Origin of the sequence: Catenuloplanes japonicus, assembly GCF_000717135.1 — a bacterium.
GTDB classification, from domain to species: domain Bacteria; phylum Actinomycetota; class Actinomycetes; order Mycobacteriales; family Micromonosporaceae; genus Catenuloplanes; species Catenuloplanes japonicus.
Genome location: NZ_JNXY01000016.1, coordinates 41,765 through 64,230, shown reverse-complemented (window position 1 = coordinate 64,230; position 22,466 = coordinate 41,765). Strand labels below are relative to the sequence as shown.

The window sequence follows — 22,466 nt, the reverse complement described above, 5'->3', positions numbered from 1 at the left end:
CGTACGGTCGCGGGGTGGCAGAGGTATGCGTGATCACCGGTGGGACGCGGGGGATCGGGGCGGCGGTGGCGCGGGAGCTGGCGGGGGCGCCGGGGCGCGCGCTGGTGCTGGGGTATCGGGGTGATCATGAGCGGGCGCGGGCGATCGTGGCGGAGCTGGACCGGCCGGAGAGCCCGGTGCGCGCGGTGGCCTGCGACGTGGTGGAGCCGGCGGCGCTGTTCGAGGCCGCGGACGAGCTGGGTGAGCTGACCGGGCTGGTGAACAACGCGGCGGTCCTGGAGCGGCAGGGCGGGTTCGCCGGGATCGACGCGGCGCGGTGGGCGCGGGTGCTCGGCGTCAACGTGATCGGGCTGGCGGAGTGCTGCCGGGCCGGGATCGCGCGGATGGGCGAGGGCGGCGTGATCGTCAACCTGTCGTCGCGTGCCGCGGTGCTGGGCGCACCGGGGGAGTACGTGGACTACGCGGCCAGCAAGGCGGCGGTCGACGCGATCACGCGCGGGCTCGGGCTGGAGCTGGCGCCGCGCGGGATTCGCGTGGTGGGCGTGCGGCCGGGCGTCATCGACACGGAGATCCACGCGTCCGGCGGCGACCCGGACCGGGCGAGACGCGTGGGTCCGGGTCTGCCGCTGGGGCGCGCGGGCACGCCGGAGGACGTGGCCCGCGCGATCGCCTGGCTGCTGTCGCCGGCCGCCGCCTACATCACGGCGACCACGATCGACGTGTCCGGCGGCCGCTGACGAGCAGGCCGCCGCCCCGCGGGTCAGCCTGCGATGCCCACGCGCGGGAGCGTGCTCCACTCGCTCTCCTGCGCCGCGCTCATGGCCGGCCACACCGTTCCCCCGGCCCTGGGCGCGATCCGTGACTCGAGCGGCCCCGGCGTGAACGCCGGGTCGAACGGGCACTCCGGGCAGGAGTCCGCCACCGTCTGCGGCGTCGGTGTGACCCCGGTCCGCACCCAGCCGTCCAGCGCGGCGATCGCCGCCGCGTACCCGGCGCTGTTCAGCTCGTTGTGCTCCTCCTCGGTGGTGAACGTCTGCACCAGGTTGCCGCCGTGCCCGGCCGCGGTCAGCGTGGCCTTGAACGCGTGCTGGCTCTCCACGAAGACCGACGGGTCGCCGATCGCGTGCAGCGTGAGGACCGGGATCGCGATCCGCCCGGTCAGGTCGCTGTCGTAGGACAGGTCCCGCACCGCGGTCGGGTCGGCCGTGTACCGCTCCACCCCGGCGTTGAGTGCGGCGTCGTCGTGCGAGCCGTGGTACTCGACGCCCTCGTTGCTGAACGGGCTGCGGCCGTCCAGCCGGTTCCACACGATGTCCTGGAAGAGGAACGCGGCGTACGCCAGGTGCGTGGGCAGCGACTCCGCGGAGAGCCCGGTCACCGCGAGGATGTCGTCGAGGTTGCGCTGCTGGCCGGGCGTGCGGGTGGAGGAGTCGATGCCGGTGCACGCCTGCAGCCCGGCGTTCAGCTCCTCGAGCGTGAGCGGGACCTGCCACTGCGGGGTCCGCGGCAGGGCGTTGCAGTAGTACTGGTAGACCGCGCGCAGGTCCACCCGGTGGTTGTAGGCGCGCGTGCCGCCGGCCACGTTCCCGCTGGTCAGCAGCAGGCCGTCGAAGGAGTCGGGGTAGGTCTCGGCGGCCTTGGCGGCGACGTTGCCACCCCAGGACTGGCCGTGCAGGTAGGTCCGGTCCGGCTGGCCGAACCGGTCGGTGAAGCGCTTCCGCACCGACTCGGTGTCCTCCGCGGCCATCCGCACGCCGTAGCCGCCGCGCCGGTAGGAGGAGCCGGCCCAGGCGTAGCCCTGCTCGACCATGACCGACCACTCGGCCAGGTCCTCGGCGACGCTCTCCTCGTCGAGCTCGGCGTCCGGGCCGCCGTGGCTGTAGACGACCAGCGACCGGTTCCAGTTCTCGGGCACGGCCATCATGTAGTAGCCGCCGGCGTCGTGGCCGGTGTAGCAGGTGACCTTCCCCGCGAGGTCAGGGGGGCAGGCCGCGGAGGGCACGACGACGTTCCTGAGGCCGAGCGCGCCGGCCAGCACCGCGACGGACAGGCCCACGGCGATGGCCGGCATCCAGAGGTTTCTCTTCATGGCCCGGACGTTATGGACAACCTTCCGGCGGAAGCGTCCCTCCGCAGAGGTAGCCGGCCTAGTACCCGATGCGGAACGTGGCGTCCTGTTTGTCCGCCGTGGACGAGCTCGACGTGATCGGGTCGATCCGCAGCACGTACCCGCTGTGCCGGATGTACCGGTCCGGATTGTTGTAGGAGCGGAACGACGTCCACGACGAGTCCGCGAATCCGGCCGCCCGGTAGAACGTGGCGTCCGCGTCGAACGTGCCGGTGCCGTCGTCGGTCGCCAGCACCAGCGCGTAGTTGTAGTGCCGCAGATACATCGACGGGAAGTTGACCGACCGGAACGACACGCCCGCGGAGTCGGCCAGGCCGGCGACCAGCGTCCACTGCTGATCCTGATAGGGGTCGAACGGATACACGTCGATCCGGGCCACGTTGTTCGCGTGCCGGACGTACCGGTCGGGGTAGTTGTAGCTCTTGATCCGGTTCCACGCCGGAACACCATAAGTCGCGATTAATCCGGACATCTCAGCTGCGGTGATCGGCGTGATGCCCAGGTGCTTCGAGTTGAGCGGCTGCGTGTAGAGACGGTCGTTGAGCAGCGACCACGCGCCGCCCGCCACGTCCGAGGTCTGCCAGGCGAAGAAGCGCCCGTTCGGGCTCCAGGTGTCGCCCCACATGTGCCAGGTGTTCGCCGTGTTCGACTTGACGATCTGCGGCGCCTCCACGCCCCGGCCCGGCGTGATCGCGCCGGTGTAGACGCCGAAGCTGCCCGGGTTGAAGCTGCTGGACCGCGTGCCGAGCAGCGTGCTGTTGGTGTTGTTCTTGTAGTACATGTAGTTCACGCCGTTGACGGTCACGAAGTTGCCGTCGATCGCGTCGTAGCCCGGGTCGTAGAAGACGACGCCGCTGGTCGCGGTGCGGAAGTCCGTGGTGTGGCTGACCATCAGTACGTTGTGGCCGGACGAGTTCACCGCGGAGTAGACGATCGCGTACTGCCCGCGCGCCGGGTCCCACACCGCTTCCGGCGCCCACGCGTGCGTGGCCAGCGAGTGCACCTTGAGCAGCCGGTACCCGGTGAAGCTGCGCAGGTCGGCCGAGTCCCAGACGTGCAGGTACTGGCTCTGGTACGCCCAGTCCGTGCCCTTCAGGTCCGTCGCCAGCACCGTGAACGTGCCGTCCTGTTTGCGCAGGATGAACGGGTCGCGCAGCCCGGTGCTGCCCAGCGTCGGCGTGGCCACCGGCCGGTTCTGGTTCAGCGGCGTCCAGTTGAGCCCGTCCGCGCTGACCGCCAGGTGCACGTGGTAGCTGGCCGCGGTCATGTTCGGCGACTCGGTGAAGTACGCCATCGCGTACCCGGTGTAGGTGGCCGCGGCGGCCGGTCCGGGCTGTATCAGGGCGCCGGCGGCTGCGGCGCCTCCGGCTGTCAGCAGGGTGCGGCGTTTCATGTGCGAACCTCTCCATGTGAGCGCTCACAAAATGGGGCCGTGCATGTTTCCGTCGAGTTTCGGACCATCCTGGGCGACATACCCAATAAAGTCAAGGTCATCAATGCCTTCATGGGTACGATGCGCCCGCTGATCAACGGCGGTAGCGTGTGGATCATGCGGGATGGATATCGGGGCGGGGCCGTGCTGGCCGAGGTCGTACGGTCCGGCTTCGCCGAGAGCGTGCACCGTGGATCGGTCGTCGTGCTCGACGCCGGCGGCGCCCCGGTGGCGGTCCGCGGCGACGGCCGGGGCCCGGTCTTCCCGCGCTCGTCGAACAAGCCGCTGCAGGGCGTCGGCATGCTGCGCTCCGGCCTGCGGCTCGACGACGCCGACCTCGCGCTGGTCTGCGCCAGCCACTGGGGCGAGGACGTGCACGTCAACCGCGTCGAGGAACTGCTCGACGCGCACGGCTTCGGCGGCGCGGACCTGCACTGCCCGCCGGACCTGCCGCTCGGCCCGACCCCGCGCGAGGAGGCGCTGCGGGCCGGGCAGGCGCCGACGCGTACCCGGATGAACTGCTCCGGCAAGCACACCGGCATGCTGCTCACCTGCCAGGCCGCCGGCTGGACCACGGACGGCTACTGGGAGCCGGCCCATCCGCTGCAACGCCAGCTGCGTGCCACCGCGGAGGAGCTGACCGGCGAGCCGGTCGCCGCGGTCGGTGTGGACGGCTGCGGCGCGCCCGTGCTCGCGTTCTCGCTGACCGGCGTCGCGCAGGCGTTCCTGCGGCTGGTGCACGCCGCGCCCGGCTCGTTCGAGCGCCAGGTGGCGGACGCGATGCGCGCCCACCCCGGCATGGTCGCGGGCGCGGGCGCGCCGGACACGCTGCTCATGACGCAGGTCCCGGGGCTGCTGGCCAAGGGCGGCGCGGAGGGCTTCGCCGCGGTCGCGGTGCCGGGCGCCGGCGCGATCGCGCTGAAGATCGACGACGGGAACCACCGCGCGATCCCGGCGGTCCTCTCCGCCGCGCTCGGCACGCTGGGCGTCTCCTGGACCGCGCCGCCGTCGCCCGTGCTGGGCGCCGGTGAAACGGTCGGTGAATTGCGAGCGACCTGGTAGTAACAACCGGGCACTAGGATTCCGGCGTGGACACTCTGATCGCCGTACCCGCCGGGCAGGTGACGCTCTCCGACCGCCGCACGCGGACCAGCTGGCCGGTCGAGGTGGCATCGTTCCGGCTCGCCGCGCTGCCGGTCACCCGTGGCCTCTACGAGGAGATCATCGGCCGGTGCCCGGTCGGCGGCGGCGACGACCTCCAGCCGGTCACGGACGTGACCTGGTGGGACACGGTGCTGTTCTGCAACGCGCTCTCCGCCCGCGACGGCCTCGACCCGGTCTACGCCGTCGCGGACCAGGCCGTCACCTGGGACCGTGCCGCCTCCGGCTACCGGCTGCCGTCCGAGGCCGAGTGGGAGTACGCGTGCCGCGCCGGCACCAGCGGCCCGCGCTACGGCCCGCTCGACGAGGTCGCCTGGTACCGCGACAACTCCGGCGAGCGGCTGCGGGTGGCCGGCCGCAAGGCGCCGAACGCCTGGGGCTTCCACGACATGCTCGGCAACGCCTGGGACTGGTGCTGGGACATCTACGACGCCACCGTCTACGGCGGCTACCGCGTGCTGCGCGGCGGCGGCTGGTTCGACGAGCACTGGAGCTGCCGCGCCTCCGTCCGCCGCCGCTCCCACCCCAGCCTCACGCTCGACGACGTCGGCTTCCGCGTGGCCCGCAACGCCCGACCGGGTCTGCCCGGCCACCCACGGATCCGAGGCCGCGGGAGCGCGCGGAACGGGACCACGCTGGAAGCGGGACATGCAGCTCCCGAGACGCCGAAGGCGTCGCTGCCTGACCGTTCAGTCAGCGGCCAGATCGAGCACGTTCTCGGTCTCGGCACGGGCCGTCGCCGCCTCGTAGGTCGCCAGCGGGACCCGCAGGCGCGCCGCCTGGGTGCGTTGATCGGCGGGGCGGAGCGCGTCGAGGCGAGCGCGCATGCGCTCCACCCCGTCCTCGGTCACGGCGTAGCCGGCCCTGGTGACCACACCGTGCGTGGCGAGCCGGACCCGGTGGGCGCGGACCGCCTCCGCGACGAACGCGGACGCGTTCGGCTGGGTCGCGAGCGTCTCCGCGACATCGTCGGGGACGCTGATGCTCAGCTTCTTGGTCATACCGCGAACGCTATTCCGGTAGCACCGGACCGGCAATGCGCTTCCGGGTGACCGGTATTCCGGCGCGGGTCCCGGCCGGCCGCGGCCACGGCCGGCCGGACCCCGGTTCACAGTGCGGTGCGGCCGACCACCGGGAGCTGGATGGTGCTGCTGACCGGGCGGACCGAGATCTCGGTGCCGGGCAGCGGGCGGAGCGTGTAGTCGTAGTCGGTGGAGATGATCACGACGTCGAGACGGTGGCCGGCGGGGAGGGTGCGGTCGACCGGCTCGAAGTTCCAGCGGAGGCGGTAGGTCCGGTCCGGCGTGAGCGGCTCGGAGTGCGACAGCGATCGGCGGTTCTGCGGGTCGGTCCAGCCGCGGGTGAGGATGGTCGCGGTGCCGTCCGGCGCGTGGTCGACCAGCAGCGCGGTCAGGTTCGCGGCGGTGCGGTCGGCGCTGACGTCCGCGGTGATCCACGCGGTGCCGCTGAGCCGGGTGTCACGGGTCAACGGCGGCAGCGGGTACGCGAGGCGGTTGGCCGGCGCGTTCAGCAGCTGGGCCGCGGTCTGGGTGCGGCCGTTGTCGGTGAACGTGTCCGTGCGCGGCTTCCCGGTGGCCAGCGGCAGTGTGACCTGACGCGTGCCCGGCACCGGCCAGGCCGTGGTGTTCTCCGTGACGGTGCAGGCCGAGTTCTCCAGCGTGACCGGCGCCTCGTCCTCGATGCCGCTGTCCACGCGGTAGAGGTAGTGATCGACCCAGCGGTGCATGGCGGGCGCGAACTCCGGCGCGCACGAGGAGCCGTGGCCGCGGTTGTAGAGCCAGAGTTTCTTCTCCACGCCGAGCGCGTCCCAGAGCTGCGTGCCCTGCTTGGGCTTGACGTTCCAGTCCGCGAGGCCCTGGATCACGAACACGCTGGCCTTGATCTTGTGTGCCTGCGCGGTGTAGTCGCGCGCGGCCCAGACCGCGGAGTAGTCGCCGGTGTCGCGGCCCTGCGCCTGCTCCAGGTAGGCCATGTTCGGCGCGCAGGCCTCCGGGTTCGCCCGGGACAGCACGTACTTCGCCATGATGTCCAGATCCTCGCCCTGCCAGCCGCCGGGCGCCACGACCAGGCCGTTCGCGCGGTAGTAGTCGTACCAGCTGGTGACCGCGGACATCGGGATGATGGTCCGGAGCGCGGAGCGGCCGGTGATCGCGGCCATGATCGGGAGCGTGCCGTTGTAGGAGACGCCGTACATGCCGACGCTCCGGGCCGACCAGCGCGCGGAGACGACGTTGCCGTCCGCGTCGAACGCCCGGCCCTTACCGTCCAGCCAGTCGACCACGGCGCGGGTGGAGATCTGCTCGTCGCGGCCGCCGGCGTCCGGGCAGCCGGTCGAGGTCGAGGTGCCGAGGCTGTCCATCGCGATCATGGCGTAGCCGCGGGTGGTGTAGTACTCCCAGGTGCTGACCGCGGCCTTCGGCGAGGTGTTGAGGCTGGTCAGCGCGCGGTCGGCGGCGAGGGCCGCCTTCGACGCGCTGTGCACGCCCTCCTGCGGCAGGTGGTCCACGTCGACGCTCGGATAGGGCACGTCCGGTGCTGTGCCGCCGTACGGCGTGGGCATGATCAGCGAGGCCACCTTCAGGCCCGCGGTCTCGGTCTCGCCGGGCCGGGTGATGTTGAGGTGGACCCGGTCCCGGACGCCGTCGTGGTCGGTGTCCAGCGGCGCCTCCACCCAGACGTCCTCGTTGAGCGCGGCGGCGTAGTCGAACACCGGCTGCGTGGCCCCGTCCTTGACGACGATGGTCGTGCGGCCGCCGGCCGCGTGCGCCGGGGTTCCGGCCGCGACCGCTGTCACAACCAGAAGAGCGGCGATGGCGGTACGAAGCATGCGTCCTCCACCCATGAAGGGAGATATCTCGATGGGTGCACGCTAGCGATTTTTCGCGCCGCCGGTGGACCGCCCGGGTGCCGCCGGGGTGAGCCGCGCCACGTTGTGGCCGCGAGATCGCACTCCGTCGTCATGATGGCATCCGCGGTGACGCCCGTTCACGGTGCCGATATGCCCCGTCAAGGGGGCGTTCGCGCGTGATCCGGCCGATGCGGCGAGAGGACGCAGTCGGGCGCGACGGCGACATCCTGGGTACCGTCAACGGCACCACGGGCCGGGCGGGCCCACGAACCGCCCGGGACACCGACGAACGTCGATCACCTGCGGAAACCGGCTGGTGGACGTGAATGTGACAAAGCAGGACGGAGGAGCCGCACGGATGCGCACCGGGATAGCTGATGCCTCGTCATCGGCCCGGATCGAGCGGGTCGGCGCCAAGGGCTGGGGCCGGCACCGGACCATCGGCGAGGCGGTTCGCGCCGCCGCGGACGGTGGGACGGTCTCCGTCGCCGCCGGCCGGTACGGCGAGAGCGTGGTGGTCGACCGTTCCGTCCGGATCGTCGCCGAGTCCGCGGGCGTGGAGATCGCGCCCGCCGAGGGCCCGGCCGTCGAGGTCCGGTCCGGGGCCGCGACACTGCACGGCCTGCACCTGGTCGCGGCGGACCGTGCCGGTGCCGCGCTGACCGTGGCCGGCGGCACGGTCACGCTGGACGGCTGCGAGATCCGGGACGGCCGGGTCGAGGCCGCCGGGCAGGCGTCCGTGACGCTCAACGACTGCACGGTGACCGGTGCGTCCGGCACCGCGCTGGACGTGGCCGACTCCGCGCGCCTGCGCCTGACCGGCGGCGCCGTGCAGCAGGTGGAGGGCGACGGGCTGCTGGCCCGCGGCGGCGCCCGGATCACGCTGTCCGGCACCGCGCTGCGGCACATCGGCGCGGCCGGCCTGCACCTGCGCGACTCGGCCGTGGCGGAGCTGGACCGGGCCGAGCTGTCGCACGTGACCGTGGCCGCGCTGCTGGTCGAGGACGAGGCCGCGCTGACCGTGCGGGACAGCCAGTTCTTCGACAACGACGGCGACGTGCTCCGGGCGACCGGCAGCGCGCCGTTCCACACCGCGTGGTGGCCCGGCACGCTGCCGGCCCGCCCGCAGCTGGACCCGCCACCGCTCGGCGACGGCGACCCCGGCGGCGTCAGGATCGAGCGCTGCACCGCGGACCGCACCGGCGGGACCGCCGTGCACCTGGCCGGCGGTGCGCACGCGAGCCTGGACGACTGCCGGTTCGACACCGTGCACGGCGCGGGCGTGGTGGCGACCGGCGACGCGCGGCTGGTCATGACGGACACGCACATCCTGCGCCCGCGCAGCACCGGCGTGGCGCTGCTCGGCCAGGCCCAGGCCCGGATCGAGAACTGCTCCGTCGCGGACTCCAGCGCGAACGGCCTGTTCCTGGCCGGTGACTCGCGCGTGCTGCTGCGCGGCCTCGCCGTGAAGCAGACCCGGTACACGGCCGTGCACCTGGGCGGCACCGCGATCGCCACGCTGGCCGAGTGCGAGATCACGGACACGCCGGAGTGCGGCATCCGGGTGACCGGCCGCGCCATGGCCCGCATCGACGGCGGCCGGGTGGAACGCGCCCACCAGTCCGGCGTGGCCGTGGAGGAGACCGGCGACGTCCACCTGCGCGGCCTGACGGTCGCGGACGGCGAGGTCGGCATCCGCGTCGACTCGCCGCACCACGCGCTGATCGAGGCGTGCACGATCACCGGAATCGCGCAGACCGGCATCGAGGCCGCCAAGGGCTCCGGCCCGATCCTGCGGGACACCGAGATCAGCGGCTGCGGCGGCGCCGGCCTGTTCGTCGACGCGGGCGCGACCCCGCTCGCCGACGGCCTGCGCATCGACCGGATCGGCGGCACCGGCGTGGTCGTCTGGGGCGGCGCCGACCCGGTCATCCGCGCCACCACCATCAAAAACTGCCAGAAGAACGGCCTCTACCTCGGCGCCGAGGCCCGCGGCACGATCGAGGACCTGGACGTCTCCGCCACCGGCTACGCCGCGCTCTACATCGGCGCCTCCGCGTCCACTCTGCTGCGACGTGTGCACGTGCACGACGTCGAGGAGGACCTGACGCTCATCGACGGTGCGAACCCGGCCTTCGACCACTGCACGGTGTCCGCCGTGACGTCCTCGACGATGCCGGTCGCCGCCGTCGCCACCCCTGCGGCAGCCCCGTCACCGGCGCCCGCCCCCACCGGCGAATCCCTTCCCGAGCTGCTGGAACAGCTGCACCTGCTGGTCGGCCTGGAGAAGGTGAAGCAGGACGTCGGCTCGCTGGTGAAACTGGTCCAGATGGTGCAGAAGCGGCGCGACGCCGGCCTCAGCCCGCCACCGATGTCCCGTCACCTGGTCTTCGCCGGCAACCCTGGCACCGGGAAGACCACGGTCGCCCGGCTGTACGGCCGGATCCTGCGCGCGCTCGGCATGCTCGGCAGCGGCCACCTGGTCGAGGTGGACCGTTCCTCGCTGGTCGGTGAGTACGTCGGCCACACCGCCCCGAAGACGCAGGCCGCGTTCCAGCGCGCGCTCAACGGCGTGCTGTTCATCGACGAGGCCTACGCGCTCACCCCGGACGGCCACGGCGCCGACTTCGGCCAGGAGGCGATCTCCACGCTGGTCAAGCTGATGGAGGATCACCGCGAGGAGGTCGTCGTCATCGTCGCCGGCTACCCGCAGGAGATGGCCCGGTTCGTCAGCACCAACCCCGGCCTGTCCTCCCGGTTCTCGCGCACGCTGACCTTCGACGACTACACCGCCGACGAGCTGGTCAGCATCGTGCAGTCCCAGGCGAAGGAGCACGAGTACCACCTCGGGCCGGACGCGGCGGAGAAGCTGCGCGGCTACTTCGCGTCCGTGGCCCGCGCGGACGGCTTCGGCAACGGCCGCTTCGCCCGCGGCGTGTTCCAGCACATGACCGAGCAGCACGCGGAACGGGTCGCGGAGCTGGACTCACCCACCACCGAGCAGCTGACCGTGCTCGGGCCGGAGGACGTGCCCGCCTGACCCGGTGTCGTGAGCGGCGCCGGCCGCTCACGACCCGGCCGAGGGCACCACGAGCTGTGCGTCGACCGGCGCCACGATGCGGCCGTCGTCCGTGACCAGCGCCGCTCGGACACGCTGCCCGGTGGCCGCCTCCACGAAGTGCGAGGTGCTGCCGCCGTCGACGGGAAGATGTGCCGCCGCCCAGTCGCCGATCGAGGCCAGCGCTGTCGCCAGCTGCCGTCCGGTGGGGGTCAGCGCGTACCGGTACCGCATCCTGGATCCGTCCTCCTGGTACGGGATCCGCTCCATCACGCCGGCCGCCACGAGCGCGTTGAGCCGCTTGGTGAGCACGTCCTGAGCGATGCCGAGCTCGGCGACGAAGTCGGCGAAGCGGTCGATCCCGCGAAGCGCGTCCCGCACGATCATGCCGGTCCAGCGCTCGCCGAGCAGGTCGAGTCCGCGGGCGATCGCGCATCCGCTGGTGGCATGGGAGGTCTTCGGCATGACGGGCATCATATCTGACTTTGTTTTCCAAAGTTAGCTTGCTACGGTCGTGGCGACCAAGGAGGTCCGATGACCGACACCATGCGCGCGGTGCGCATCCACGACTTCGGCGGCACCGAGGTGCTGCGGTACGCCGAAGACGTCCCCGTCCCGTCCCCCGGACCGGACGACGTCCTGGTGCGGGTCCATGCCGCTGCCGTCAACCGGGTCGACCTCGACGTCCGGCAGGGCATGTGGGAGTTCACCCACCACCCCTTCCCGATGACCCTCGGGTGGGACTTCGCCGGGACCGTCGAAAGCGTCGGATCCGCGACGACCGGCCTGCGGGTGGGCGACCGGGTGTTCGGCCGCCCGGCGCTGACCCGCGACGGCACCTACGCCGAACTCCTCGCGGTCGACCCGGCCGAGATCGCCAAGGCCCCGGAATCCCTGCCGCTGGAGGAGGCGGCCGCCCTGCCGCTGTCCGCGTTGACCGCATGGAAGGCGTTGTTCGAGATCGGCGAGCTGACGGCCGGGCAGACCGTCCTGATCCTCGGCGGCGCCGGAGGCGTCGGCACGGTCGCCGTCCAACTGGCCGCGCACGCGGGCGCGACCGTCGCCGCCACGGCGTCGGGCACGGGCATCGCGCTCGCACGATCCCTCGGCGCGGACGAGGTGATCGACTACCGCACCGGCGCTCTCGCGGCCCGTGGCCGGTTCGCCGACGTCGTCCTCGACACGATCGGCGGCGCCACCCTCGAGGCGGCCTACGCCTCCGTCGTCCCCGGGGGCCGCCTGATCACGGTCGCCGGCACCCCGGACGACGCGCGGGCCGCACGGGAGGGCATCCAGGCCGCCGGCTTCATCCTCGAGCCGGACGGGCCACGCCTCGCCGAGATCGCCGCGCTCGTCGACGCCGGGAGCCTGCGCCCCGTCGTCCACCGCACCTTCGACCTCGGCGAAGCGGCGCAGGCGCACGAGTTCATGGCCGCCGGCCACATGCGCGGCAAGCTGGTGCTGCGCGTCAGCCCGAGGTAACCGCCGCCGGGGCGAGGATCGCGAGGGCGTGTGTGGCGCCACACACGCCCTGATCAGCGCAGTAAGCCGGACTGGGTGGCCAGCAGCGCGGCCTGGACCCGGTTCTCGCACTCCAGCTTGAGCAGGATCCGGCTGACGTGCGTCTTCACCGTGCTCTCCGAGATGACCAGCGACTCGCTGATCGCCGTGTTCGACAAACCGCGGGCCAGCAACTTCAGCACCTCGATCTCGCGCTCGCTCAGCTCCGCCAACCGGTCCGCCCCCGGCACCGGCTGCGCGTGGAACCCGCGCAACCGCGTCACCGCATGCCGCGTGACCGGCGGCGACAGGAACATCTCCCCGGCCGCCGCCGCCCGCAGCGCCGGCCCCAGCTCCTCCGCCGCGGAGCTCTTCAGCACGAACCCGGCCGCGCCGTGCGCCAGCGCCTCGTCGATGTACTGCTCCTCGCCGAACGTGGTCAGCATGATCACCCGCGTCGGCCCGGTGAGCGTGCGCAGCGCGGCCAGGCCGTCCACGCCCGGCATCCGGATGTCCATCAGCACCACGTCCGGCTTGAGGCGCTCGACCGCGGCCCGCGCCTCCTTGCCGTCGGCGACCTCGGCCACGACCTCCACGCCCGGGATCGCGGCGAGCACCATGCGGATGCCGCCGCGGGTCAGCGCGTCGTCATCGGCGATCACGACGCGTTGACTCATGAATCCAGCATCTCCTTGGAGAACAGCGCACCGTCCCGGAAACAGAAACGGTACCGGCCCGCCGCCTCGGGCGCTCGGAACGTGAGCCGTGCCGGGTAGACGATGCAGTCCGGACCGCCCGGCGCGTAGGACTCGACCGTGCCGGCCTCGCGCTCGGGCAGCCGCGCGCGGACCTCGGCCTCGGCCGTGCCGACGGCGAGGTCCCGGTAGGTGGCGGGCGCGACCATGTACTGGGTCATCGCGGTCCAGGCGCCGCCGGTGCAGAGCGCCACGACCGCGACCAGGCCGGCCGCGACCACGGCCCAGGCGCGGCGCCGGCTGCGGTCCACCCGTTGCAGCTCCACGCGCACCTCGTCGGCAGCGCTGCCGGGCGTGGGCGCCTGCGGGGTCAGCGGCAGCGTGGCCGCGATCCGGAAGCCGCCGTCCGGCTCCCGGCCGTGGTAGAGCACGCCGCCGGTCAGCCGGACGCGTTCGGCGAGGCCGCGCAGGCCCTGTCCGCTGCTCGGCCCGTCGTGCGGCAGGCCGGGCGTGTTGACGACCTCGGCGACGAGCGCGTCCGGCTCGTAGCGCAGCGCCAGCCGGATCTCGCCGCCGCGCGCGTGCCGGAGCGCGTTCGTCACGCCCTCCTGCAGCGTCCGGTAGGCCGCGTGGTCGATCAGCGGATGCAGCGGTACCGGCTCGCCCTCGCGGGCCAGCGTGATGCGCGCGCCGGCCGATCGCGCGCCCTCGACCAGCGCGTCCGCGTCGTCGAGCCGGGCCGGTGCGGTGTCGTCGCCGGGCTGGCTGTCGCGCAGCACCGCGAGGATCTGGCGCAGCTCGTCCATCGCCTGGGTGGACGTGGTGTGCAGCAGCGGCGCGACCTCGGCGGCCCGGTCCGGCGCGGTCTGCAGCGCGCCGGAGTAGAGCGACAGCAGCGTGAGCCGATGCCCGAGCGAGTCGTGCATCTCCCTGGCCAGGCGGGTCGCCTCGCGTGCGCGTACCCGCTCGGCGGTGGTCCGTTGTTGTTCTTCGAGGTGCACGGTGCGTTCGTGCATGAGCCGGAGCAGTTCCCGCCGCTGCGCGTGCATGCGACCGGCTATCCCGGGGAGCGCGTTGAAGACCACGAACGCGCCGGTGACGAACGCGAACGTGGCCGGCCCGCCGACCTCGTCCGTCCACACGGTCTCGGCCAGTTGCACCGCGAACACGGCGAGGAACGTGCCGGTCAGCCACGCGGTGCTCCGCACCCGGAACCCGGCGGAGACGCTCAGCCCGATGATCAGGAAGAAGCCGTTCTGCCCGGTCAGCGCGGTGAGCACGGCGGCGACGATCAAGACCACCAGGGGGTACGACCGGCGCAGCGCGACCAGGGCCACGTCCGCGCACGCGATCAGCACGATCACGGCCACCGGCCACCGGTCGCCGAAGCTCGGCAGTCCGGTGGCGGTGGCGGTGGCGGCGAGCGTCAACGCGAGGCCGGCCTCGTAGGTGAGGCGCGGCCACCTCGACGTCATTGTCACTCCGGAAGGGTAAGGCGGCTCTTCTCCGCGAGCGCGCCGTCCACGAAGCACAGGCGCCACATCGGCTGCTCACCGCTGTTCTCCAGCGGCTTGACCGTGTAGTAGACGCACGACGCGCCGGCCGGCATGCCCTGCCGGCCCGGGTCGTCGCCGTACAGGTCCTTGTCCGTCACGTTCTTCAGCGGCTCGGGCAGCGCGGCCCGCACGTCCGCCTCCTTCGCGCCCTGCTGCTGCGCGTCGAACTGCTCCTGCGTGATGCCCGCCTCGACGATCTCCTTGCCCAGGTCGTACGCCCGGTAGGCGAAGAACCCGACGCCGCCGCACAGGACGACGAGCACGACCGCGATGACGATTCCGACCTTCCGCATGACATCTCCTCAATGCTCGGTGGGATGTCTCCAGCCTGGCCGGGATCCGGGCCGGAATCGTCGGTGCTTCGTCGGATCTTGACGCTCGCGCGGTAGTACGAAAGTGCCATCTCAGTCGCGCGGGTTCTCCCGCAGCGGCCGGACCGCGGCCGGCACCGGGGCGGCCCGGTCCACGTACTGCGCGGTGAAGCCGCCGGAGTAGCCGAAGATCGGGCCGAAGCGGCGGTTCGTCACGGTGACCTCGATCCGGAACCGGTCGGCCTCGTCGTCGTACCACTCGTGCACGCGGGCCTCTCCACTGAGGATCCGCGGGCAGCGGACGCCGCCGCGGAACCGCTGCTCACCGCTGCGCAGGTGCAGGCCGCCGGTCTCGTCGACGGACAGGTGCAGGTCGACCGCGATGTGCTGGTGCGTGCCGAGATAGTCGACCAGCACCTGCCGCCGCTCGCTCCAGACCATGGTGGCGTCGAAGCGGCGGCGACGCCCCGGCGCGACCTCGAACGTCCGGACGAACGTGAGCGTCGGCCGGCCGTACGAGTCGTCGTAGGTGTAGTTCTCGATGGTGAACGGCACCGCGGCGCCGGTCTCCGGGAACAGCACGTGCCGCAGCGTGCCCAGGTGCAGGAACGGCGTCACGAACGCGGGGCCGCGCCAGATCCGGTCCATCACGCCGTTGCCGACGCAGCCGCGGTGCTCGCCGAACCGCTCCCGCATCCGCGGGTGCAGCCGGGCGAAGTCGTCGCCGAGTGCGCGTTCGAAGATCGAGGTCACAGCGTCTCCAGGAGGGCGGGGGCGGAGGCCGCGAGGCGGTCCGGCGGGCGGCGGAGGCAGCGGCGGGCGGAGGGGGTGTCCCGGCCGGGCGGCAGGACGAGTGCGGCGAGCGCGAGGACGACTCCGAGGGCGAGGGTGACGCCGAGCCCGAGCGCGACGGCGACGGCTACCGCGGCGGTCCGCAGCGCGACGTCGAAGAGGGCGTTGCGCAGGGCGCGCTCCGGCGGGACGCCGTGTTCGAGCCAGATCCGGAGCCGGTCGAACGACCAGGCGGTCGCCCAGCCGAACACCGGGCGGAACACGAGGTCGGCCGGGCCCCAGCGGCTGGTGTACGTGTAGCCGGTCAGGAACCGGACGCCGTCGCGCGTGGGCACGTACCGCCAGTAGCCACGACCGTCCGCGATCGGGGAACGCCGGTCGGCGGAGCCGAAGCGCAGCGCGGAGGTGCGGGTGCCGTCCGACCGGTCGCGCTGCCCGGCGTGGAAGCCGTGGCCGCCGATCTCGACGCCGGGCAGGACCGTGGTGACGTACCGGAACTCGGCGGGCTCGGTGCCGGGGACGGGCTCGATGCGGCCGAAGCGGGCGTCCCAGCGGCAGTGCGCGACCGGATCCTGGCTCGCCTCCCAGACCGTCGCGAGCGGGGCCGCGATCACGGCCTCGACGTAGATGGCGCGCATGCGTACCCCTCCCGGTTCCTGGTTTGAGCAGTTGCTCAATACGGGGCAGCGTACGACGTTTTGAGCAGATGCTCAACCCCGGATCTGTGCAGGCCGGAGGCCCGGTCCGGTGATCGGGACGGCCGGCCGGAATCCGTCTGAATTCGGCTGCAACCGCGGGTCCGGGATGGGCGTGTGAGACACGAACAGCGCGCCGAAGGGCCGCAGCACCGTCACCCCACCACCGTCCGCAGCGCGGGTCGCACATCGGCGACCCGTGCCGAGCCGTGGTGCCCGGCGACGGGGCGAACAGCGATTTCCGAGACACCGGGGGACACCGTGAAGACGCTGACCACAATTCTGATCCGGGCGTGCGGCGGCCTGCTGTGCGCCGCCGGCGGCCTCGCGCTGGTGCTGCTCCTGTTCGGACTGTTGGCGTTCGGCGTGCCGGTCCGGGGCGGGGACCTCGCGGCCACCGGAGGGCTGGCGCTGGCGGGCGGCCTGCTCCTGTGGCTCGGCAGCGTCCTGCTGCGCCGCTGACCCGTCAGCGTCCAGGTGACGTCACGGCGGGGCACTATGTGCCGAAATTTCGGGCGCGGAGCGCCCGGTGCCTTCGTCGGGCCGGACGCCGAGGCCGGAGGCTCGGTGCAAGCGGCGCACGCCGTCAGCGGCGGGTGAGTACGACCACGCGCAGGTCGCCGCCGGGGAGCAGCAGCACGTCCTTGACCAGCTCGACGCCGGTCGCGGGGATGCTGAGGCGGTCGTCGTCGTGGGCGGTGGGCGGCGCGGTGTGCCAGAGGCGGGCGAACTCGGCGGAGTCGCGGCGGATCGCCGCGATCAGCTCCGGCAACTCGGGGTCGGCCGGGTAGCGGATCACCGCGGCGCGCAGGTCGGTGACGAGCGCGGCGCGGAACGCGGCCAGGTGGCCCGGGGTGCGGAAGACGTTGGTGGCGGCCTCGGTGAAGATGCGCCAGGCCATGTTCCGCTCCAGGCCGCGCGCGTTCGCGGGCGGGCACTCGATCGCGTTCCACCGCGCGTTGCCGTCCAGCACGGTCCAGGTCGCGTCGCAGACGCACGCGGCGACCTCGGTCAGCCCGTCCAGCATCCGCCGCGCGGCCGGCGTGATCTCCCGGGAGACGGCGCCGTCGAACGGAGGCACGACGCTGTCTCCGGCCCCCGCTTCTCCGGAGCCTGCCACTACCGGAGAACCGGCAGCCGAGCCGGTCAGGGCCGGCGGCGCGAAGCCGGCCAGGATGCGCAGGCGGGTGTGCTCGGCGGCGTCGAGCCGGAGTGCGCCGGCCAGCGCGTCGACCACGCTGGGTGAGGGTCGCCGGCGTCCCTGCTCCAGCCGCTTCAGGTGCTCCTCCGAGATGCCGGCCCGCGGGGCGAGCTCGTCGCGGCGCAGGCCGGGCACACGTCGTACCCTCGGCAGGGTGGTGGGTATTTGCGCTTTTTGCGGCGTCAGCCGCTCACGGTAGCGGCGCAGTGAGGTTCCGAACTCCACCCGCCCATTGTGTCAGCGCGCGATGCGCGGGCCACCCGGGCCCGGGGCGTCGGCCGCGTCCACGGCCTCCATGTAGAAGCGGGAGTGCCGGATGAAACCGTCACGCACCGTGATGATGATGACGCCGCGCAGGTCCTGACCACCGGCGTTGGTGTAGGCCCACTCGCCCCAGACCTTGTCGTCGGCCTCGACCGCGTTGGTGATCTCGACGATGATGTCCGGCGACTGGGTGAAGATGACCTCCCAGTTGCGGCGCACCCGGTCCCGGCCGGCGAAGTCGCGGGCCGGGTGCGCGGGCCAGTCGGACGTGAAGTCATCGCCGAAACAGGCCGCCACCGCGTCGAGGTCGTGGTCGTTCAACGCGCTGACCAGGCGCTTCACTACGGGGTTGTTCATACCCTCGACGCTAGGCGCGCCGGCGCCCGCCGGGCGGGGCCAGGATGTACCACCTACCGGATGACGATCTGGTCCAGGTCGACGGACGACTCGGTGGCGTGGAAGAAGCGGATCTCGGAGTCGCCGACCGGCAGGTCGATCGGGACGGTGACCGTGGCCGGGTCGATCCAGCTGTCGTTGCCGGCCAGCTCCAGCGAGACCTTGTCGCCGTTGTTGACGATCACGTCCAGTGGCCGCGCCCCGCCGCCGCACGTGTAGTAGATCGTCATCTGCCGCCGCCCGCCGACCAGCACGCCGCGCACGTGCACGGTGAGCGCCTGGCCCACGCCGAGGTACTGGATGCGGCTGCCGGACGCGCAGGTCGGGCAGTCGGTCGCCTCCACCCGGAAGCGCTCGTTCGCCGGGTCCGTGGCGGCGATCCTGATCGTCTGGAAGGCCGGCGCCGGCGGAGGGGCGGAGGACGGCGGCGGCGACGACACGGACGGCGAGGGGGTCACGGACGGTGACGGCGACGGGGAGGGAGAGCGCCCGAGCACCTCGTCGGCGGACGGCGTCACCTCCACGGCCGGGGACGCCGTCGCCTCCGGGGCGGCAAGATCAAGATCAGGAGCCGGGAGCAGCGAGGGTACGGCCAGCGACGTCGCCAGCACGGCCACCGCCAGCGACCCGATCGCCCACCAGCTCCGCCCGTCCATCGTCACCGCCATCCCTGCCAGCGCGCCACAGCCTCGGTCCGGTTCGCCACGCCGAGCTTCGCGAACAGCTTGTTCAGGTGGTTCTTCACGGTCTTCTCGCTGACCGCCATCCGCTGCCCGATCGCGGCGTTCGACAGCCCGCCCGCGAGCAGCGTCATCACCTCCCGCTCCCGCGTGGTGAGCGCGAAGCTGTGCCGCTCCGCGCGCTGCCGTTCCACCCGGGCCGCCGCCTGCTGCTCCCGGGCGAACGCCTCGCGCATCGCGTTGGCGGCCACGTTGGCGGCGGCCGGCGTGAGCCAGCCCTGCCCGGCCGCGACCGCGTGCACGGCGCGCAGCAGGTCCGGCGGGTCGAACTGGCCGTAGACCAGGTAGCCGCGGGCGCCACCGCGCAGCATCGGCGCGATCAGCTCCGGTTCGGCGGAACCGGTGAGGACCAGCACGTTGGAGTGCTGGGAGATGTCCGCGATGACGGAGAGCCCGTCCGCGACCGGCATGCGGTAGTCGAGCAGCGTGACGCGCGGCCGGTGCCGGATCGCGGCCTGCAGCCCGGCCCGCCCGTTCCCGGCCTCGGCGACCACCGCGACCGTGCCGTCCGCCTCCAGCAGCGGGCGCAGCGTGGCGCGGATCGTCGGGTTGTCGTCGACGACGAGCACCGTGATCATGGCGCTGATCCTTGCAGTGGCGCCTGGACGTGCACGCTGGTGCCCCGGCCCGGCCGGGTGACCACCTCGATCGTGCCGTCGATCGTGCGCGCCCGCTCCGCCATGCCGACGATCCCGTGGTGGCCCTCGTCCTGCAGCGTCAGCAGGTCGTCCGGCATGGTGAAGCCGGTGCCGTCGTCCCGGACCGTGAGCGTGACCGCGCGTCCCCGCCGGGTCAGCGCCAGCGTCACGGTCACCCGGGTCGCGTGCGCGTGCCGCTCGATGTTGGTCAGCGCCTCGTGCGCGATCCGGGTCAGCTCGTAGCGCACCGGGACCGGCAGCTCGGCCACGTGCACCTCCGCGTGCGTGTCGATGCCGGTCCGCGCGGAGAAGCGGCCGCAGAGCCGGTCCAGCACGACGTCCAGCGCCTCGTCCGGCGAGTCCAGCCGCAGGCCTTCGAGCAGCTCACGGGCCTGGAGGCTGGCCGCGGCCGCACCCTCGGAGATCGCACCGGCCAGCTGCTCGGCGAGCGCGGGCTGACGGCGTACCGAGCCCGGCAGCGCGACCGCGGCCAGTGACATGCCGCGCAGCGTCTTCGCCACCGAGTCGTGCAGCTCCCGGGCCAGCCGCGCGCGTTCCAGCGCGGCCGCGTCGCGCTGCGCGATCGCCACCCGCTGCACGTTGAGCCGCATCTGCCGGACCAGCGCGCGGGTCGCGAGCGCCGCGACCACGCCGGCCAGCACGCCCGCGACCGGCGCCGCGATCAGGTAGACCGCGACCGCGGCCTCCGGGTCCGTGCGCCGCAGGATCGTCACGCACACCGCGAGCCCCTGCGTGCACTGGGCCAGCCACAGCGGCGTCGCGGCGAACCCGAGCAGCACGCCGGCCAGCGCGGCGGACCCGCCCGCGTGCACGAAGTAGGGCACCCCGCCCCGGCTGAGCGCCAGCACCGCGACCAGCAGCACCGCCTCGGCCGCCAGGATCGCGACCGGATGGCCGACCACGCGCGGCCAGCGGGTCAGCACCGCGATCTGCGCCACGGACGTGACGATCGACAACACGATCAGAATCACCAGGGGGTACGGGTGATCGTCGGCGATCGCGAGGCCGGCCGCCGCGGTGGCGCAGGTGATCAGCGCGCGTCCGAGCAGCACCGCGCGGCCCAGCGCCGCGGCGACGACGGGCTCGACGCGGCCCTCGGCGGTTGCGGTGCGGCCCTCAGCGATCTCGGTCAACGTGCGGCCCTCGCCAGGTACGGAAGATTGGCCCACGTGGGCGGCCCACACACTAACCGAATTCGGGGCGGGGCGGGAAGTTCTCCGCTTCTGGGCCTTTAGGCCTAACTCGGCGAGGCGGGGGAGCGCTTACCGTACCGGCGGCCGTGAGGCTTCTTGTCGGTTTGTCTGGTTGCCGGTATTTCTGGGGAGTGACCCGTGTCGTACACCTTTACGAAGTTCCGTGAGGCGGAGCAGCCGCCGCAGTCGCGGTTCGGCCGCCTGGGCCGGTGGGTCCGTGGCCACCGCACCATGGTCGCCACCGCGGCCGGCGTCTCCGTCGTCGCGCTCGGCGTGGCCGCGGTCGCCGGTGTGCCGCTGGCCGACGCGGCCGAGAGCGACGTCGCGCTGCCCGGCACGGTCCGGGCGTCCGCGTTCGCCGAGCAGTCCGGCGCGCAGACCGAGGGCACCGCGGACGCGGGCGGCGGCAAGAACGTCGGCTGGCTGGCCGGCGGCGACTGGCTGCGCTACAACGGCGTCGACCTGGGCACGGCCGGGCAGGTCACCGCCTCGGTGCGGATCGCGGCCGCCTACGCGGACCGCACCGGCAGCGTGGAGCTCCGCCTCGACTCGATCACCGGCCCGGTCCTCGCGACCGTCCCGGTCACCGCGACCGGCGGCTGGCAGAGCTGGCAGACCAGCACCGCGACCGGCACCTCGCCCGGCGGCCGGCGGGACGTCTACCTGGTGCTCAAGAGCGGCCAGCAGCAGGACTTCGTGAACATCAACTGGTTCGGGATCGCCGGCGCCTCCGGTGCGTCGCCGTCGGTGTCGCCGTCCACGTCGGCGCCGGCCTCGGCACCCGCCTCGGCGCCGGCCTCGCCCGCGCCGTCCACCTCGTCGTCGTCGGCGGCGCCCGCGCCGGCCACCGGCTGGATCCCGGTCGACCAGGCGAAGTGGCAGGCCCAGCTGGACGCGTTCAACGCGACCGTCCCGCAGACGCCGCCAGCCGGTAGAGGCCGCAACCCCGAGTTCAACGCGACCTGCACCTACAGCCACTCCGGGCAGAACGACCCGATCGTCTTCCCCGGCATGCCCGGCGCGTCGCACATGCACTCGTTCTTCGGCAACCGGTCCACGAACGCGAACACCACCACGGACAGCCTCTTCCAGCTGACGGACACGACCTGCAACCCGGTCGAGGACCACTCCGCGTACTGGATGCCGACGCTCACCGTGGACGGCAAGGCCGTCGAGTCGAACATGTTCATCGTCTACTACGGCTCGCTGATGGCGGACACCACCAAGACCGTGCCGATGCCGAACGGCCTGCGCATGCTGCAGGGCGACGCGAAGAAGCAGGTCGCCACGCCGGTCGGCGCCGTCAACCAGTTCTACTGCTCCGGCGGCCCGCTGGACGGCCGGGCCCGCAGCGCGGACGGCAACTTCCCGATCTGCGGCGACGGCGGCACCGTGCACTTCACGATGCGGTTCGCGGACTGCTGGGACGGCAAGAACCTGGACAGCCCGAACCACAAGGACCACGTCACCAACGGCGCGAACAACACCTGCCCGCCGAGCCACCCGGTCCGGATCCCGGCCGTCACGCTGTCGATCTACTTCCCGACCGCGGGCGGCACGGACATGAAGCTCTCGTCCGGCCTGGCCTCGTCCATGCACGCGGACGGGTTCTTCGCCTGGGACGTCGCAGCGATGAACAAGCGTGTCAAGAACTGCGTCGTCCAGGCCGTCGCCTGCCAGAGCAACGGCGACTTCTGACCCTCGCACCGCGGGAAGGCCGGCCCTCGGGCCGGCCTTCTCACGTTTTCCGAACTTTGTGAACGGAACGGACTTCCGCCTCGTTTCCAGAGTCACGCCCCGGGGCGCAGAGGACACG

At 72.6% G+C, this 22,466-nt stretch carries 20 protein-coding genes and 1 pseudogene; 7 read left to right on the top strand and 14 right to left on the bottom strand.

Annotation, left to right across the window (positions count from 1 at the left end):
- Nucleotides 1-14: 14 nt before the first annotated feature.
- Nucleotides 15-737, top strand: coding sequence for an SDR family oxidoreductase (locus OP04_RS22225; RefSeq protein WP_033341921.1), 723 nt, complete (start codon nucleotides 15-17; stop codon nucleotides 735-737).
- Between the two features lie 23 nt (nucleotides 738-760).
- On the opposite strand, the gene OP04_RS22220 is transcribed toward OP04_RS22225, so the two are convergent.
- Together OP04_RS22220 and OP04_RS22215 are read right to left on the bottom strand one after the other, a co-directional pair.
- Nucleotides 761-2,089 (bottom strand): DUF6351 family protein, encoded by a 1,329-nt coding sequence (locus OP04_RS22220; protein ID WP_033341718.1) that lies wholly within the window; start codon nucleotides 2,087-2,089, stop codon nucleotides 761-763.
- A 58-nt stretch (nucleotides 2,090-2,147) separates the two neighbouring features.
- Nucleotides 2,148-3,521 carry a glycoside hydrolase family 43 protein gene (locus OP04_RS22215; RefSeq protein WP_033341717.1) on the bottom strand — a complete coding sequence of 458 codons (1,374 nt, stop codon included), beginning with the start codon at nucleotides 3,519-3,521 and terminating at the stop codon, nucleotides 2,148-2,150.
- A 156-nt stretch (nucleotides 3,522-3,677) separates the two neighbouring features.
- Between OP04_RS22215 and OP04_RS22210 the strand changes: the two genes are divergently transcribed.
- Nucleotides 3,678-4,622: an asparaginase gene (locus tag OP04_RS22210; protein WP_033341920.1), complete on the top strand. Its 945-nt coding sequence runs from the start codon at nucleotides 3,678-3,680 to the stop codon at nucleotides 4,620-4,622.
- A 26-nt stretch (nucleotides 4,623-4,648) separates the two neighbouring features.
- Nucleotides 4,649-5,299, top strand: a pseudogene (locus OP04_RS56700) (formylglycine-generating enzyme family protein); the annotation flags it as partial.
- Nucleotides 5,300-5,829: 530 nt separating this feature from the next.
- Here the strand turns inward: OP04_RS56700 and OP04_RS22200 are convergent.
- Complete coding sequence (locus OP04_RS22200) at nucleotides 5,830-7,569, bottom strand: CocE/NonD family hydrolase (RefSeq protein WP_085066671.1); 1,740 nt, start codon at nucleotides 7,567-7,569, stop codon at nucleotides 5,830-5,832.
- Nucleotides 7,570-7,948: 379 nt separating this feature from the next.
- Here OP04_RS22200 and OP04_RS22195 point away from each other — a divergent pair, with 379 nt between their 5' ends.
- Nucleotides 7,949-10,630, top strand: a complete 2,682-nt coding sequence (locus OP04_RS22195; protein ID WP_033341715.1) for a right-handed parallel beta-helix repeat-containing protein — start codon at nucleotides 7,949-7,951, stop codon at nucleotides 10,628-10,630.
- A 27-nt stretch (nucleotides 10,631-10,657) separates the two neighbouring features.
- Here OP04_RS22195 and OP04_RS22190 read toward each other — a convergent pair whose 3' ends face one another.
- Nucleotides 10,658-11,113, bottom strand: a complete 456-nt coding sequence (locus OP04_RS22190; protein ID WP_033341714.1) for a winged helix-turn-helix transcriptional regulator — start codon at nucleotides 11,111-11,113, stop codon at nucleotides 10,658-10,660.
- Between the two features lie 69 nt (nucleotides 11,114-11,182).
- Here OP04_RS22190 and OP04_RS22185 point away from each other — a divergent pair, with 69 nt between their 5' ends.
- Entirely contained in the window at nucleotides 11,183-12,130 is a 948-nt protein-coding gene (locus OP04_RS22185; protein ID WP_033341713.1) for an NADP-dependent oxidoreductase, read from the top strand.
- Between the two features lie 53 nt (nucleotides 12,131-12,183).
- Here the strand turns inward: OP04_RS22185 and OP04_RS22180 are convergent, their stop codons facing one another.
- The 5 genes from OP04_RS22180 to OP04_RS22160 all read right to left on the bottom strand — a co-directional run bounded on the left by OP04_RS22180 (nucleotide 12,184) and on the right by OP04_RS22160 (nucleotide 16,140).
- Nucleotides 12,184-12,825, bottom strand: coding sequence for a response regulator (locus tag OP04_RS22180; RefSeq protein WP_033341712.1), 642 nt, complete (start codon nucleotides 12,823-12,825; stop codon nucleotides 12,184-12,186).
- Nucleotides 12,822-14,318 carry a sensor histidine kinase gene (locus OP04_RS22175; protein WP_051798654.1) on the bottom strand — a complete coding sequence of 499 codons (1,497 nt, stop codon included), beginning with the start codon at nucleotides 14,316-14,318 and terminating at the stop codon, nucleotides 12,822-12,824. Before OP04_RS22175 ends, OP04_RS22180 begins: the two co-directional genes overlap by 4 nt.
- A gap of 2 nt (nucleotides 14,319-14,320) precedes the next feature.
- The gene (locus tag OP04_RS22170; RefSeq protein WP_033341711.1) at nucleotides 14,321-14,692 is read right to left on the bottom strand and encodes a hypothetical protein; all 372 of its coding nucleotides are present in this window, start codon (nucleotides 14,690-14,692) and stop codon (nucleotides 14,321-14,323) included.
- A gap of 111 nt (nucleotides 14,693-14,803) precedes the next feature.
- On the bottom strand, nucleotides 14,804-15,463 hold the full coding sequence (locus tag OP04_RS22165; protein WP_033341710.1) for a DUF4166 domain-containing protein: 660 nt from the start codon (nucleotides 15,461-15,463) through the stop codon (nucleotides 14,804-14,806).
- Entirely contained in the window at nucleotides 15,460-16,140 is a 681-nt protein-coding gene (locus OP04_RS22160; protein ID WP_033341709.1) for a hypothetical protein, read from the bottom strand. Before OP04_RS22160 ends, OP04_RS22165 begins: the two co-directional genes overlap by 4 nt.
- 318 nt (nucleotides 16,141-16,458) lie before the next feature.
- Between OP04_RS22160 and OP04_RS22155 the strand changes: the two genes are divergently transcribed.
- Nucleotides 16,459-16,659 (top strand): hypothetical protein, encoded by a 201-nt coding sequence (locus OP04_RS22155; RefSeq protein ID WP_033341708.1) that lies wholly within the window; start codon nucleotides 16,459-16,461, stop codon nucleotides 16,657-16,659.
- 124 nt (nucleotides 16,660-16,783) lie between these two features.
- Here the strand turns inward: OP04_RS22155 and OP04_RS22150 are convergent, their stop codons facing one another.
- The 5 genes from OP04_RS22150 to OP04_RS49970 are packed head-to-tail and all read right to left on the bottom strand — an operon-like array spanning nucleotide 16,784 to nucleotide 20,590.
- The gene (locus OP04_RS22150) at nucleotides 16,784-17,623 is read right to left on the bottom strand and encodes a helix-turn-helix domain-containing protein (protein ID WP_085066670.1); all 840 of its coding nucleotides are present in this window, start codon (nucleotides 17,621-17,623) and stop codon (nucleotides 16,784-16,786) included.
- A 12-nt stretch (nucleotides 17,624-17,635) separates the two neighbouring features.
- Nucleotides 17,636-18,019, bottom strand: coding sequence for a nuclear transport factor 2 family protein (locus tag OP04_RS22145; protein WP_033341707.1), 384 nt, complete (start codon nucleotides 18,017-18,019; stop codon nucleotides 17,636-17,638).
- A gap of 53 nt (nucleotides 18,020-18,072) precedes the next feature.
- On the bottom strand, nucleotides 18,073-18,720 hold the full coding sequence (locus OP04_RS22140; RefSeq protein ID WP_157240173.1) for a carbohydrate-binding protein: 648 nt from the start codon (nucleotides 18,718-18,720) through the stop codon (nucleotides 18,073-18,075).
- Complete coding sequence (locus OP04_RS22135; RefSeq protein ID WP_051798648.1) at nucleotides 18,717-19,376, bottom strand: LuxR C-terminal-related transcriptional regulator; 660 nt, start codon at nucleotides 19,374-19,376, stop codon at nucleotides 18,717-18,719. Before OP04_RS22135 ends, OP04_RS22140 begins: the two co-directional genes overlap by 4 nt.
- Complete coding sequence (locus OP04_RS49970) at nucleotides 19,373-20,590, bottom strand: sensor histidine kinase (RefSeq protein ID WP_051798646.1); 1,218 nt, start codon at nucleotides 20,588-20,590, stop codon at nucleotides 19,373-19,375. The genes OP04_RS22135 and OP04_RS49970 overlap by 4 nt, the downstream gene beginning before the upstream one ends.
- Nucleotides 20,591-20,788: 198 nt before the next feature.
- Here OP04_RS49970 and OP04_RS22125 point away from each other — a divergent pair, with 198 nt between their 5' ends.
- Nucleotides 20,789-22,348, top strand: coding sequence for a DUF1996 domain-containing protein (locus tag OP04_RS22125; RefSeq protein WP_051798644.1), 1,560 nt, complete (start codon nucleotides 20,789-20,791; stop codon nucleotides 22,346-22,348).
- The last annotated feature ends 118 nt before the right edge of the window (nucleotides 22,349-22,466 follow it).